The organism is Paraburkholderia fungorum, assembly GCF_046026025.1.
Taxonomy (GTDB): domain Bacteria; phylum Pseudomonadota; class Gammaproteobacteria; order Burkholderiales; family Burkholderiaceae; genus Paraburkholderia; species Paraburkholderia fungorum_E.
The window spans coordinates 251,061-265,633 of the sequence record NZ_JAQQFL010000006.1 but is presented as its reverse complement, the minus strand read 5'-3'; the positions used below and the strand labels follow the sequence as shown (position 1 = coordinate 265,633).

Genomic DNA, 14,573 nt, shown 5'->3' with positions numbered 1-14,573 from the left:
TTACCAGTCCTCTCCGCTGGCTAGGACTTCCGCGTGGTAGGCGCGTGCGCGCCTCGAAATTTCGTCCCATTGTTCAACGGTCAAGGACTGAGCCTTGTCGGTCTTGTAGACGGTAAGAACCAGATTGTTGTCCTTTTCAACGGCAAGCTCCATGAAGGGATTGAACTTGCCGGGGTCGTAAGACTCGCCATCTTCAAAGAGATGGACAGCAATGTATGGGTGCGCGGCGGTGACGTCAGCGAATAACTCAAAATATAGAGTAGCCAATTTATTTCCTGAATCCGATGAAGTCGCCGTTTGCATAGAAAGATGCCGAAGGTCCGGTAGGAGGAGTATAGGTCACCCACCCATCTGCGTAGCGCCCCCCTATACCTGTTGTGCGTACGCCATTATCCAATGCGTTTCTTACCGCGTCGGATGCCAATTGGTTTAGCTGGTTCGTGGTCCGATATGTCTGACGCAAATCTTCTGCTGACTGGAACCCGAAATATTCCGGGTGCTTGGTGGCCGCTCTCCCAGCCGCAGACATGGGTTGCCCGTCTCTAAAGGGCTTGTTCGCTGCAGCCAGCAGTTCGTCGTTGCTTAACTGCGTCGCCTTGCAATGTGGAGCACCTCCGCTTTTTACCCATCCCCGAATCGTGCCGGCCACTCCGATTATTCCGAACGGGTCTTCGTTATTCGAGGATATGGCCCATCCGTACCCAAGAGCGGGATGGAACATGCACTCAATACAGATACGGATCAACCCCGGCTCAGGAGATGCACCGAGCAGAGATTGCCCCCATCCCAGTCGATTTGCCGGGGGAGCGACGGGGTTCGCACCGCGCTCGTAATTGTTAAGCCACAGATCAATCTCGTCGTCGCTGATAGGGCTCGGCGAGCCGACCGTCGTGGACCCGCCATTGTTCTGTGCGACCGTGCCTGTTCGGGACACGAGTTGCCCATCGGCTGCGTATCCGTAGTTGACCGTCAGGAATCGATAGAGGCTTCCATTCGCTGCGGTCGGATACTCGTTATAGAGAAACTTTGTTACCTCACCACGTGCGTTATAGGCGACTGCCGCTTCACGGTTATCGCCAGCCATGGAAGTGGGTCGGTGTGCAGCGTCCCGCTGCATGACACCCCACGTCCAACCGGATTTCTGCTCGATAGCCAGTCGCAGGTTGCCGGTCGAGTCGTAGAGGTATTGCCACCTGGCGATGTTTTCGCCGTTGGCGAAATCCAGCCGGGTGTCGATCCGGTTTGATCCGTCGTAGTGCGCACCGACTGTTTTTTCCTGCCCCGTCGCTATGGCATCGAAGCCTGCTTCGCCGGTCGGATCGCTGGTCTTGAATTCGCTTGAGCCGGTGACGTTGCCGCTTGCGTCATACACGAACGACTGGACCTTGCCGGGCATGGCAATCATCGAGGCACGAAGGCTGGTCGCGTCGGCATATCTGACCGAGAACACTGCTGTGCCTTGGGAGGTACGTACAGTCCGTTTGACAGGGCGACCTGCCGCGTCGTAACTGTATTCGATGGTGCCTCCGCTTGCCGTCACGTCCTTTAGCAAGTTGCCCGAGGCGTCATAAACGGAACTGGTCGTCGCAGACGGTGAACTGGTGCCAGTCGGCCGCAACATTCCGGCGACCGAGGAAAGCTTCAGCGTAGTCGTGTTCCGGCTGGTGGTAACCGCAGTGGACTTGTCGCCATATGCGAACTGCACATTCTTCGACGCGTCAGGATGAGTAACGGAACTTGCTCGCCCTTGAGCGTCGTACGCCCACGTCGCTATGCGCGTGCCTGTCTCGTCAATCTCTCCGGTGATCGAGTTTTTGAAACGAGAATCGTCATAGACATACCGGTGCACGTTACCGTCAGGCCACGTAACAGACACAAGATTGCTGTTGGCGTCATAGGCGTACTGCGTCATTCCGCCCAAGGGGTCGTTCAACCTTGAGAGACGACCCTTATCGTCGTACTCAAGTCGCAGTGTTAAATCCGAGTTTGCATCGTGCCCGTTCGCGTGCTGGGTGATGATTGCAAGCTGTCCGTTGCCGCCGTATGCCAGCGTCCTCGTGAACCCGATTCTGTTCCTCTCGGTTTGCAGAATGCCCTGCGACGAGTACGTCTCAACCACACCGGTAGTCGTGTCGGTGAACGTCCAGTCATTCCCGCTTTGCGAGAGCACCAAGCCGCTGTAGTCCGCTGTTTTCCAGTAGCCACTTGACCAGTTAAACGTGAGCGGATCGCCGCTTTCACGATACGCCAGCACCTTGGAAGAACTGCCAGCATTTGCGTTTGACAGATCGAGTTTGCGCTGCCAGTTATGGAACCAGACCGGCCCCATAGCGTTCACGTCTTTGACAGCCGGCCTGGACCGGTAACTGCGGGTGAACAGCACCGGCGTATCGTCGCCGCTCCTGAAGTCGGTAGAGGTCAGAGAGACGGCGCCGCTTCCTGGATAAACAGGATCGGCCACCGGGCAGCTTAGTTCCTGGTCCTCAGCGGTAGGCGTGGCGCACCACGCGTCGATAAGCGGCAAACTGATACAGTTGTAGTACTGCATGCCGCCTGGTACACCAGCGTAAGCATCCCACCGGCAGGTGGGTGAGCCGGGTTTTGCTCCGGTGGCTGCCCACACCGCATTGCATTCGGCCGCCTTTGCGCCGAACGCGGCAAATAGCAGCACGAACGCGACCAGCAAACGGACCACGTTCGGCACCGGGCTATTAAATAAGCTGCTTGGCTTCATGAGTCTCCCGCTTGTAAAGCGTCGTTATAAATTCGTAATAATCACGACACTCCAACAGCGGGAAACTGGGGCGTAAATGGGAGAATTCGGAAATCCGGCACTGGGCTTCCGATTCGGAAAATTCGACAGGAGCGCGCGCTTAGGCCTGCCGTTTCAGTTGTCGGATCTGACATTGCCCGGGACAAATCGGACGCTGAAGCCATCCATAAACCGGTCAATAGATCACTCAGTCGGCCGCAACAATCAACTGCATGCAAGCAAGCTCATCATTGAGATTGCCTGTTACGTTGCGGGCTAATTCGGCATGCACGCACGTGTTAGCGAGGTTGCAGGTGGCTTGCTCAACAGCCTCGAGCAACAGACTCGTAACGTTGTAGCGGCGCGAAGCCGGGCAGGATTGACATGGCGCGCGGGCTATCGTGATATCGCTCGATAGCCCAAAGCAATTGCTGGATCGTGCAGGCAAGCCGGATTGCCTGATGCAGTGGGTGCTGCTCTTGATGGGGCTTTGTGTGGTTCGTGCCTGTCATCCTCTTTGTCTGCGAGGGGCTTGCCGCAAAGAACGTAAGTGCCCGCCGCGCACAGGAGCGACGCTCATAGCCCACTAACAAAGCAAGGAAAGGCCCGCAACCAAACCTCAAGACTACGTCGCCCATATCCTCAAAGGCACCGCCTCGACCCCATGCACAACAGGCCTCAGCTGAAGCCAGCACTGAGTCAAAGCGCGCTGCAGCGTTTCCATCGACCGCGAAACCGCACGCACGAGCAAAACCCCACTGGTGACACAAGAAGCCGCTGCCCGTAACGAATCGTCGAACGGCAACCGGGCAGTCAACGTCTCGGCGAGCGCATCGTCGCAGGACGCCCCGACCGCCCATAGCGTCCCATAAGCAGGAAACCCGGCGAGCCCGTGCGCGGCATCGCGCAATGGATCTTCCGCGCTGAGGCTCGCACGTTCGAGCCACAGCGCCTCGCCATTCGCCCCTACGATTCGCGATACGGCTCGCAAGTGCCCCTTCGACCATCGCTCACCAGCCGCTTGCCGCCCAAGCTGAGTCGCGTCCCACCCAATCGCGGTAGCCCCTTCGCCGAGCGTCAGTGAGAAATCCAGCATCGCGTTGGCGTGATCGAAAACGATATTGTTCTGCGGCAGCCAGTCGAGCTTCGCCTGTGCGCCCACGCGCACCTCGATATTCTGCCGCGCCGCACGGCCGTTGGACTTGTACCACTTGGTCGCACCAGGCGTTGTAATCACAGCATGGGCGCTGTCGCCGACCTCCACGTCGATATCGAGTTGATCACCGCCCGCGATCCCGCCCGGCGGATGCACGATCACTGCGTGGCAGATCGCATGACCTTCCGGATAGAGCGGCCGTTGCACGCGCAACGGGCCATCATGCAGCCGATGCTTGAGCGTGGTTCGCTCGCCCTCTTTGACGAAGCCGAGTTCGAGGCGCGCGCGCCATTGCGAGTGCGCAGTGGGTTGAGCGGTGGCGAGTGCAATGTGGTTTTCGTGAAGCGACATGCGGATGGAATTGCGAATAGACGGGCGGGTCGGCGCGTTCAGGGCTGGGGTAACAGGCGCGTTAATGTGGAGCGTGCCGACGCGCGTTGGGCAACGACTAGCCGCGTTGCCACCGGATGTGGCGAGAATAGCACGCGGTGCTGTTCGTGCTGCTGGTGCCGGTCAGACGGCGATCAGTGTACGTACGCCATCCGTATCCATGTTCGCGCCTTCGCCGCCCGCGACGATTTCACCGCGGCTCATGACCCAGTACCGATCGGCGATTTCTTTGGCGAAGTCGTAATACTGTTCGACCAGCAGCACCGTCATGCCCATTTCTTCGACCAGTTGACGCAGCGTGCGGCCGATGTCCTGAATGATCGAGGGCTGGATACCTTCGGTGGGTTCATCGAGGATCAGCAATTGCGGATCGCTCATCAGCGCGCGGCCGATCGCGAGTTGTTGTTGCTGACCGCCGGAGAGGTCGCCGCCGCGGCGGCTGCGCATGTCCTTCAGGACCGGGAAGAGTTCGTAGATTCGGTCCGGGATTTTTTTGGGGGCTTTTTTGCTGGCGGCGCCGACTAGTAGATTTTCTTCGACAGTCAGTCGGGGGAAGATGTCGCGGCCTTGCGGTACGTAGGCGAGGCCTTTCTCCACGCGCGAGTAGGTCGGCAGCTTGGTGATTGGTGTGCCGCGCCAGGCGATCGAGCCGCTTTTCGTCTGGACGACGCCCATCAGGCACCTGAGTAGCGTTGTCTTGCCTACGCCATTGCGACCCAGCAGCACGGTGAGTTTGCCATCAGGCACGGTGAGTTTCACGTCTCTAAGGATGTGGCTGCCGCCGTAGTACTGGTTCAGGTTTTCTACTTCTAGCATTTTGATGTTTCCTCTGAAGGTGTGGTTTTTTTCGGCCTTTGGCGGCGGCATTGTTTTGTGTGTTTGTGGTGTTGGTCTTTCCTTGCTTTGTTAGTGGTCTGTTTTGTCTGTGCTTTTATGGCGTTGGCCTTTCCTTGTTTTGTTAGTGGTCTATTAGCGTTGCCCCTGTGCGGGGCGGCACCTACTTCTCTTTGCCTGCCGCAAAGAGAAGTAGGCAAGAGAAAGCGGCTCAAACCGCTAACTCTTAAGCGGGTCCCCCGCGCAGCCACGGTAGTGGTGCATCTGGAATCGGTGCTCTCGCACACTCCGCGTCAGTGGCACAGCAGTCATACTTCCGGCGGCGCTACGCGCGCCGACGCGCAATTCATAAAATCTCCCGCTACGTTCTACGATCCTGCTCTGCGGCATTTCATTCGAGGTGGGGGCTCGCCAATGAGTGCGCGAGCGTCTCGCCGAGGCGAAGCCGACGGCCCCAACAAACCTAAAACGAAGCCCCCGGTTTCCCTGGCAGACCTGTCCGCGACGCACGCAGTGCGGAGTGGGAGCTGACGAGTGCTTTGTCACTCACGCGGAGTGTGCGGGCGCACGGATTCCAGATGCACCACTACCCCCTCCAAGCCAGGGGACCCGCTTAAGAATTAGCGGGTTGAGCCGCTTTCTTTTGCCTACTTTTCTTTGCGGCAGGCAAAGAAAAGTAGGTGCCCCCCGCACAGGGGGAACGCTAATAGACCACTAGCAAAACAAGGAAAGGCCAAAACCAGCACCAAAACCAGCACCAAAACCACTAAAAAAAATGGCCTCCCACTTCACCTCCCGAGATAAGACTCAATCACCGTCTCATCCCGTTTAACCTCATCCAAAGTGCCATGCGCAAGAACGCGCCCTTCAGCCATCACCGTCACTTTCCCCTTCTCACCCGAAAGCGCCGCCACAAACTCCATATCATGTTCAACCACCATCATCGAACACGTCCCACGCAAATGATTAAGCAGCTCAGCTAACTGCATGGTCTCGTCATCGGTCATGCCGGCCGCAGGTTCATCAAGCAATAGCAGCGCCGGTTGCTGCATCAGCAACATCCCGATTTCTAGCCGCTGCTTCTGCCCATGCGACAACTCCCCAGCAAGCCGTCGAGCCTCACTCTCAAGCCCAATCAACGCCAACGTCTCTTCAATCCGCGCTTGCGCCTCACGATCCAGTCGCGCGCGCAAAGAAGCCCACCATCCCTTGTCGGCCTTCATGGCCAACTCAAGGTTCTCCCACACAGGATGCTGCTCAAACACCGTCGGCTTCTGAAACTTCCGCCCAATCCCCGCACGCGCAATAGAAGGCTCGTTCATCCGCGTCAAGTCGATCGACTGCCCCAAAAAAACCTTGCCGGAATCCGGCTCAGTCTTCCCGGTGATGACATCCATCATCGTTGTCTTGCCCGCGCCGTTCGGACCGATGATGCAACGCAACTCGCCAGCATCGATCGAGAGGCTCAACGCATTCAACGCGCGAAACCCATCGAAGCTCACGGTCACGTCTTCAAGGTACAGAATCGTCCCGTGCGAAATGTCGATCTCGCCGGGCACGACCACATGCCCCATGCTTGCGACGCCACTCAACGACCGTTCAGCAGGTTCTTCAGGCAAGGCAAGATCAGGAACCATCGGGTTTTCGTTCATGAGCGGTTCCTCTTGCGCGTGACCATGTCGATCAGCCCCATGATGCCGTTCGGCAACAACAGCGGGACCAGCACGAAAATCAGACCAAGAAAGAACAGCCAGTATTCAGGGAAGTTCGCCGTAAAAAAGCTCTTCGCGCCATTCACGGCGAATGCGCCGATGATCGGTCCGATCAACGTGCCGCGTCCGCCCACCGCCACCCAGATCGCCATCTCGATCGAGTTGCCCGGCGACATCTCGCCGGGGTTGATGATGCCGACCTGCGGCACATACAACGCGCCGGCAATTCCGCACAAAATAGCGGAGACGGTCCACACGAACAGCTTGTAGGCGAGCGGGCTGTAGCCGAGGAACATCAAACGCGTTTCGCCGTCACGCACCGCAGTGACCACGCGGCCGAGCTTCGACGTGACGATGGCCCGCGCGCCGATAAAGGCCAGGATCAACACCGCGAACGTGATCAGCAGAAGGGCAGTGCGCGTGCCCGGATGCGTGATCGGAAAGCCGCCGATACGCTTGAAATCGGTGAAACCGTTATTGCCGCCGAATCCCGTTTCGTTGCGGTAGAACAGCAGCATGGCGGCAAACGTCATCGCTTGCGTGATGATCGATAGATAAACGCCCTTCACCCGCGAGCGGAACGTGAAGAAGCCGAACACCCACGCGACCACCGCCGGCACCAGCACCACCAGCAGCAGCGCGTAGCCGAGATGCTGCGTGCCTTGCCAATACCACGGCAATTGGTGCCAGTCGAGAAACACCATGAAGTCGGGCAGGTCGCTGCCGTATTTGCCTTCGTGGCCGATCGAGCGCATGAGGTACATGCCGATCGCGTAGCCGCCCAAGGCAAAGAACAACGCATGCCCCAAGCTCAGAATGCCGCAATAACCCCACACGAGGTCGAGCGCCAGCGCGGCAATCGCGTAGCACATGAACTTGCCGGTGATCGTCATCGCATACGCGGACAGATGGAACGCGCTCGTCTCCGGGACCACCAGCGTGGCGAACGGCACGCCGAGACCGAACACAATGATCAGCGCGAGCAGGGCAAGCCACGCGCGACGCGACAGCAGCGCGGGACGCGGCGGCAAGCCAAGCGCGAAGCCGGACTGCGCTTCGCGTCCGGCAGCAGCGCCGGCACCCGCTGCGCCGATGTGAGCCGATGAAGTTGCACCCGGGGTTGCAGATGAGGTTGCCGATGTCATCTCATGCCTCCGCGCTGCGGCCCTTGAGGGCGAACATGCCCTGCGGACGCTTCTGGATGAACAGCACGATCAGCACAAGCACGGCGATCTTCGCAAGTACCGCACCCCAGAACGGCTCGATCGCCTTGCTGACGAGACCGAGACCGAAGCCGCCGATCACCGTGCCCGCGAGTTGACCAACGCCGCCGAGCACTACCGCCATGAACGAATCGATGATGTAGCTCTGGCCCAGGTCCGGACCCACATTGCCGATCTGCGACAGCGCGCAGCCACCCAGTCCGGCAATGCCCGCGCCGAATGCAAAGGCATATGAATCGACGCGTGCGGTCTTCACGCCGACGCAGGCCGCCATCCGCCGGTTTTGCGTGACGGCTCGCACGAACAGACCGAGGCGGGTTTTAGTCAGGACAGCCCACGCAATGCCGACGACGATCAGCGAAAACGCCAGAATCGCCAGCCGGTTGTACGGCAGGATCAGATTCGGCAGTACGGTCACGCCGCCGCTCATCCACGCAGGATTGATCACCTGGACGTTCTGCGCGCCGAACAGCATGCGTGTCGCCTGAATCAGGATCAGGCTGACGCCAAAGGTGGTCAGCAGGGTTTCGAGCGGACGGCCGTACAAATGCTTCAACACCAACCGTTCGAGCACGATGCCGACCAACCCGGCCGCGGCGAATGAGGCCGGCACGGCAAGCAGCGGATACCAGTCGAACGCGCCAGGCGCAAAGCGCTGGAACAGGTTCTGCACGACATACGTGGCGTACGCGCCGATCATCAGGAATTCACCGTGCGCCATGTTGATCACGCCGATCAGCCCGTACGTGATCGCGAGACCGAGCGCGGCGAGCAGCAGTACGCTGCCGAGCGACAGGCCCGCGAACAGCGTGCCCGCGATCTGGCTGCGGCGCTGGATCGAATCGAGTTCGTCGATGCCGCTTTGCGCGGCGGCGCGCACGCGATCGTCCGCTTCGTTGAACGTGCCGTCCGGCTTCTTCGCGACGAGCGGGCGCAGCAGTTCGTTCATGTCGAGATCGTGCCGCGCGGCGACCAGTTGTACGGCTTCGAGTCGTCTGGCTGGGTCGGCGTCGTGCAACGCGGTCATCGCCCACAGCGTGTCGAGGCGCTTCTTGAGCGCAGGGTCGGTCTCCTTCGCGCGCGCTGCGTCGACAAGTGGTTTGATCGAGGGATCGGGGTTTTGCAGCAATGCGGTGATGGCGGCGTCGCGTGTGGCGACGTCGGGCGAATCGAGTTGCAGCCCCGAGAGCGCGCCTGCCACTTTCGAGCGCAGCAAGTTGTTCAGGGTGACCGGTTGCGCGTCGCCCGCGGCGACCGTTTTGCCGGTGACGGCATCGCGTGCGGTGTCGCCGTCTTGCAGCAGCACCGCGCCGGAATCGGTGGCGAGCGCACTGTCTTCGGACAGGGCTTTGAGCACCGCGAGCGATTCTTTGTCGTGGTTGGCAATCAGCTTGTCGATTGCAGCGGATTTCGCGTCGAAGTCGTCACCGGCGAGCGGCGCGACATCGGCCGGGGCAAGCGCAAAGGCGGTCAGCGGCGCGCTAACGATAAGCGCGAACGCAAGGCCGCCGATGCTGCGTCGTGCGAATTTCGGAAATGAAAACGCCATGATGGCCTTTGAAGAAAAACCGGCGAGGCGGCGCGGCATCGCGGTGATGCACCGGTGCCGCGCCGTTGTCTTGCGTCTTGCAGCATCCTGTCGGGCAGAGCAGCGGTTCAGCCCCGGCTCTGCCTACGTTCTAGGCTCAGGCAACCCGCGAGCGCTTCAGGAACGCCGGAATCGAAGTGACTACATCCGGCTTGCTCGAATTGCCGGCGATGAACGGGCTCCACGGCTGCGCGCGAACGGCGGTCTTGGTACGCCACACCACGTTGAACTGGCCGTCGGCACGTACTTCGCCGATCATCACCGGCTTGTGCAGATGGTGATTGCCATCCATCTCGAGCGTGAAGCCCGACGGCGCGGCAAACGTCTGGCCGACCATCGCCACACGCACCTTGTCCACGTCCGTGCTCTTTGCTTTTTCGACGGCCTGCTTCCACATATGGATGCCGACGAAGGTCGCTTCCATCGGGTCATTCGTCACGCGCTTGGTGCCGCCCGGCAGGTTGTTGTCCTTGACCCACTGCGCCCATTGCTTCTTGAACTTCTCGTTGGCCGGGTTACGCAGCGACATGAAGTAATTCCATGCCGCGAGATTGCCGACCAGCGGCTTCGTATCGATACCGCGCAGTTCTTCCTCGCCGACGGAGAACGCGACGACCGGCACGTCGGACGCCTTCAGCCCCTGGTTGCCGAGTTCCTTGTAGAACGGCACGTTCGAGTCGCCGTTGACGGTCGAGATCACCGCGGTCTTGCCGCCCTGCGAGAAGGTCTTGATGTTCGCGACGATGGTCTGATAGTCGCTGTGGCCGAACGGCGTGTAGACCTCCTGGATATCGGCTTCCTGCACGCCTTTCGACTTGAGGAACGCGCGCAGGATCTTGTTGGTCGTGCGGGGGTACACATAGTCGGTGCCCAGCAGGAAGAAGCGCTTGGCGCCGCCGCCTTCCGTGCTCATCAGATATTCGGTTGCCGGAATCGCTTGCTGATTCGGCGCGGCGCCCGTGTAGAAGACGTTGCGCGACATTTCTTCGCCTTCGTACTGCACCGGGTAGAACAGCAGGCCGTTCAGTTCCTCGAACACCGGCAGCACCGACTTGCGCGACACCGAGGTCCAGCAGCCGAACACGACGGCGCACTTTTCCTGGGTGATCAGTTGACGCGCTTTTTCGGCGAACAGCGGCCAGTTCGATGCCGGATCAACGACCACCGGCTGCAGTTGACGGCCCATGACGCCGCCGTTCTTGTTGATGTCCGCGATGGTCATCAGCGCGGTGTCTTTGAGCGATGTCTCCGAGATCGCCATCGTGCCTGACAAGGAATGTAGAACGCCAACCTTGATCGGACCGCTGCCCGACTGCGCCTGAGCAAACGGAACCTGACCTGCAAGCGCCAATGCGCCCGACATGGAGCCGAACTTCAACAGACTGCGACGTTTCATGTATTTCCCCTTGCCATTGATGGTGACTGTTTATGGGCGTCGATTTCAGCCAGCAGGGCTTATCCCGCATGACTTGCCGCTTGTGTACTGCAAGGCACATGCCATGCGGCAATTTCGACTTGAACTCCGCGCATTGCGTGCTGCGACGCGGTGGCGTGCCAGGTCCGTTATGCGTAATGTGGCGCGAAATTGGTGCAGGGGCGGGGCGTGCGCCTCGTTCGGGTGCGTGTCGCGCCGCAACGAAGCGTGTTCATCGGCCAGCGGGCGTGGGCGGTGCATGACCGCCGCGCCTTTGTGCATGCGCGGTGTGCTGCCCGCACTGGAAGGCCACCCAAATAAGGAGACCTGACATGAATAAGCGCGCCGGCGTCGATCCGCCTGACATGTCGGCGTTCTGGATGCCGTACGTAATCGTGGATTGGTGGGAGGAGTTGGCGCCGAGTGCCGGAACGCCGGGTGCGCGTGCTTATGACGTTCTTGTGCCCTGCTTTGAGAAGGGTGTGTTGACGCGCTATACCGGGGATATCCTGGCGTTCTCGCCGCCGTTGATTGTTGACGAGGCGCAGATTGATGAGATCTTCGGGACTGCGGCTGAGGTTTTGAGGGAGACGGATTAGGGGGCTGTCTTGATGCGTCGTTGATGAAATGAAGAAGGTCGGCGCCTCGCGGCGCCGGCTTTTTGGCTTGAACCGCGTGAAATGGCCGAATATCAAAAGGCAGTGAACGACCTTGTGCGGAACAACGCGATCTTTTTTCTTCGCAGAGTCTTCCGTCTGCATACCCTCGCTAGATTCAGACTTTTCATATAGTAGCGAAGGATGCGCCTGAGGCGTCTCTCCTAGCTATGCAGCAAGGTGCGTATGGCGCGCTGCCGTCCTACGCGGCTAGTAAATATTCCGACGCACAAACAGAGATTCCTGATTGTCTGGTGCCCGAGAACTATTTACGCTTCTCATTACTTATTCTTACAATTATTTCGTTGGTGTAATGCGGCGCCTTTCTGCAGGGGAGCATCGTGCGTGATCTTTTGACGCCACTAATAATTAGTTAGAAAACCTTAATAGTTATTGGGTTGATGCGCGAAATCGTCTGCATGAGGTGTTGCGCTCGCGACTTTAGGTTGCATTCATTAGCGCCTGCGACAGAAGGCGAAAGAAGAAATGCATTGCAAGCGGGAAATTGGACTAATACCTGATCGCGCATTAGAAATAGCGAGATCAAGTACGCTCTTTATAAAAAGGAATAAGAAACATGCGGAAAAAGAAACGCGAATTTGACACCCGATTGGAATGCTTTTGCGCCGAGGGAATAGGCCGGATCTGGTCAAAACTTCATGCGGGGCGCGTGTTGGCTGGCGCGGTTGCGCTGTCGTTCGGGGTCGCACTCAGTGCGTGCGGCGGCAGTGGTAGTAGCGTAGCAGCCGGCGACAACTCAGGCTCAGCAGAAAATCCAGTAGCCGATAAGCTGGTCGAAGCGGCGGCTAGTGCCGCTAGTTCTGGCACTGTTCCCCTGCGCACTTCCTTGAGGATGAATGCAACAAGTCTCACGGATGACACAACAACTGATCGGTTTATTGTCCGTTACAAGACCGGCACAACTGAGCGCGGATCGGCGATAGCAGTGCAGTCAAGGCTTGACAGGTTTGCCAGTGCTTTCCCTTCGAGAGCGCGCCACTCGCGCCGAATGGGTCTCGGTTCGGACGTGATAACGACACAGCGTAAGCTGAATGCGAAGGACGCTGTGTCGTTCATGCGAGCGATTGCTTCGGATCCTAACGTCGAATACGTCGAACCGGATGTCTCAATGTCCGGCTCTTCGGCTCCTAATGATCCGATGTATAGAAACCAGTGGGGCCTGAAGTCAAACCTCGACCCTGGTCAGCCCTACGCAGGAATACGCGTGGAGGGTGCGTGGACTATGGCCAGCGGCGCGGGAGTCGTAATTGGCGTGGTAGATAGCGGTGTGACGAGGCACAGTGATCTGAACGCGAATGTTCTGCCCGGCTACGACTTTACCTTCGAAACTCGCGGTGGCGACGGCTCGGATACGGGGGTGCCGCCGGGTTATGGCTGTTCTGCAAATTGGCACGGTACGCATGTAACCGGCATCGCGGCCGCGCTGGCCAATAACGGAATCGGTATTGCAGGCGTCGCACCGGCTGCAAAGGTCGTGTCATCTCGAGCATTGAACGGATGCGCTATCGGCAGCATGTCCGGTGTTGCGGACGCCATCTTGTGGGCGGCTGGCGGGGCGATTCCTGGTGTTCCCGTCAACGCGCATCCTTCAAAGATTATTAACGTCAGCCTTGGAGGGAAGGGGATGTGTTCTGCGACTTATCAGAATGCAATCGACTATGCGATCAACCAAGGCGTAATCGTTGTTGTCGCAGCGGGGAACGACGATGCGCTGGCGTCAGAGTACCAACCTGCCAACTGCCACGGTGTCGTTACGGTAGGCAACAGTCAGCCGAACGGCTCAAGATACCGGGATTCAAACTACGGGCCAACAGTCGATATTGCGGCTCCAGGCGCTAATATCCTTTCGACCCACAACGCTGGCACCTCTACGCCCGGCGCGGAAAGTTATGCCTGGATGTACGGCACTTCAATGTCCGCGCCAATGGTAAGTGGCGTTATCGCGCTCGCTCAGTCTGTTGCGCCTAAACCTCTCACAGGCGCCGAAATGCGGACCCTACTGCAGCAGCACGCGCAACCATTTCCAGTGACGCTTGACCAGCCTATCGGAGCCGGCATTGTGGATGCGACAGCGACGGTGGCAGCTGCGAAGGCTGGAGAAATCCCAACTGTGGCGGATTTCAGGTGTACGCAAAACACTGAGGCGATGCAGTTGGTGTGTAAAGACCTTTCGACCGCGCGGGGTGCGGGTGCTATCAGGTCATGGGACTGGGACTATGGGGCGGGCAAGCCTCATACAATCGTTACGCAGACCACGAACCCAGTATTTAACTATGATTTGCCCGGTAGTTACCAGGTAACGTTGAAGGTGACGGATGCGAAGGGGCTGATAAGGATATCTACACAATCATATCGGGTTGGACCTACCACAGTAACCGATCTGACTTATATGACGACCCCGGTAGTCTTTTCACTTGGATTGGGTGAGGAACGGTATTTTTCTGTGTTTAATCCGGGTCGCGTAGTAAAAAGTAGGTATGACCCTCCCTTTAGCCCGATAGCTAGTACTCTTACGCTCACACCAGCTTTTTCCAATAACGTTGCAACACTGGATCTCGTTGCGGGTTCGTTAGTGATGACTGCTCCTGACTGCACGGTGACCATGAAGCAGGGTATTGCGGCAAGCTGTCAGTTGGCAGACAACGTCTATTACTTCGCGAGGGTACGACCCGCCCCGAAGACAACGCTTAATAGCGTTTCTATCAATATCAACCCTATGTTTAGGGTCTTTTATCCGAGCGAACCTGACTGAACTGTGACGAACGGCATGATGTGCTAGTACCGACTTAACCCAGAATCGCGTCCTTGTCATGCAGGCGCGCGTAGT

Annotated in this window: 9 protein-coding genes and 1 pseudogene; 2 read left to right on the top strand and 8 right to left on the bottom strand. The window is 58.6% G+C overall.

Annotation, left to right across the window (positions count from 1 at the left end; translation table 11 throughout):
* The 8 genes from PQR67_RS10040 to urtA form a co-directional block, all read right to left on the bottom strand.
* Positions 1-267, bottom strand: coding sequence for a hypothetical protein (locus PQR67_RS10040; RefSeq protein ID WP_408457735.1), 267 nt, complete (start codon positions 265-267; stop codon positions 1-3).
* Between the two features lies 1 nt (position 268).
* Entirely contained in the window at positions 269-2,734 is a 2,466-nt protein-coding gene (locus tag PQR67_RS10035; RefSeq protein ID WP_408457732.1) for a DUF6531 domain-containing protein, read from the bottom strand.
* A gap of 643 nt (positions 2,735-3,377) precedes the next feature.
* Entirely contained in the window at positions 3,378-4,259 is an 882-nt protein-coding gene (locus PQR67_RS10030; protein WP_408457730.1) for an urease accessory protein UreD, read from the bottom strand.
* A 162-nt stretch (positions 4,260-4,421) separates the two neighbouring features.
* On the bottom strand, positions 4,422-5,114 hold the full coding sequence (urtE, locus tag PQR67_RS10025; protein WP_408457746.1) for an urea ABC transporter ATP-binding subunit UrtE: 693 nt from the start codon (positions 5,112-5,114) through the stop codon (positions 4,422-4,424).
* An 806-nt stretch (positions 5,115-5,920) separates the two neighbouring features.
* The gene (gene urtD / locus PQR67_RS10020) at positions 5,921-6,784 is read right to left on the bottom strand and encodes an urea ABC transporter ATP-binding protein UrtD (protein ID WP_408457728.1); all 864 of its coding nucleotides are present in this window, start codon (positions 6,782-6,784) and stop codon (positions 5,921-5,923) included.
* Positions 6,781-7,989, bottom strand: a complete 1,209-nt coding sequence (urtC, locus tag PQR67_RS10015) for an urea ABC transporter permease subunit UrtC (protein ID WP_408457726.1) — start codon at positions 7,987-7,989, stop codon at positions 6,781-6,783. The genes urtD and urtC overlap by 4 nt, the downstream gene beginning before the upstream one ends.
* A 1-nt stretch (position 7,990) precedes the next feature.
* Positions 7,991-9,616 carry an urea ABC transporter permease subunit UrtB gene (gene urtB, locus PQR67_RS10010; protein ID WP_408457724.1) on the bottom strand — a complete coding sequence of 542 codons (1,626 nt, stop codon included), beginning with the start codon at positions 9,614-9,616 and terminating at the stop codon, positions 7,991-7,993.
* Positions 9,617-9,752: 136 nt separating this feature from the next.
* Positions 9,753-11,051 (bottom strand): urea ABC transporter substrate-binding protein, encoded by a 1,299-nt coding sequence (gene urtA / locus PQR67_RS10005; RefSeq protein WP_408457722.1) that lies wholly within the window; start codon positions 11,049-11,051, stop codon positions 9,753-9,755.
* Between the two features lie 428 nt (positions 11,052-11,479).
* Here urtA and PQR67_RS10000 point away from each other — a divergent pair.
* Both PQR67_RS10000 and PQR67_RS09995 read left to right on the top strand, forming a co-directional pair.
* Positions 11,480-11,668 (top strand): annotated as a pseudogene (locus tag PQR67_RS10000) (omega-aminotransferase AptA); the annotation flags it as partial.
* Between the two features lie 634 nt (positions 11,669-12,302).
* Positions 12,303-14,498: a S8 family serine peptidase gene (locus tag PQR67_RS09995; protein ID WP_408457720.1), complete on the top strand. Its 2,196-nt coding sequence runs from the start codon at positions 12,303-12,305 to the stop codon at positions 14,496-14,498.
* Positions 14,499-14,573 lie beyond the last annotated feature (75 nt).

Excerpts from the sequence above, each read along its gene's own strand:
- PQR67_RS10035 (WP_408457732.1), bottom strand. The coding sequence starts at position 2,734 with ATGAAGCCAAGCAGCTTATTTAATAGCCCGGTGCCGAACGTGGTCCGT.
- PQR67_RS10030 (WP_408457730.1), bottom strand. The coding sequence starts at position 4,259 with ATGTCGCTTCACGAAAACCACATTGCACTCGCCACCGCTCAACCCACT.
- urtE (WP_408457746.1), bottom strand. The coding sequence starts at position 5,114 with ATGCTAGAAGTAGAAAACCTGAACCAGTACTACGGCGGCAGCCACATC.
- urtD (WP_408457728.1), bottom strand. The coding sequence starts at position 6,784 with ATGAACGAAAACCCGATGGTTCCTGATCTTGCCTTGCCTGAAGAACCT.
- urtC (WP_408457726.1), bottom strand. The coding sequence starts at position 7,989 with ATGACATCGGCAACCTCATCTGCAACCCCGGGTGCAACTTCATCGGCT.
- urtB (WP_408457724.1), bottom strand. The coding sequence starts at position 9,616 with ATGGCGTTTTCATTTCCGAAATTCGCACGACGCAGCATCGGCGGCCTT.
- urtA (WP_408457722.1), bottom strand. The coding sequence starts at position 11,051 with ATGAAACGTCGCAGTCTGTTGAAGTTCGGCTCCATGTCGGGCGCATTG.
- PQR67_RS09995 (WP_408457720.1), top strand. The coding sequence starts at position 12,303 with ATGCGGAAAAAGAAACGCGAATTTGACACCCGATTGGAATGCTTTTGC.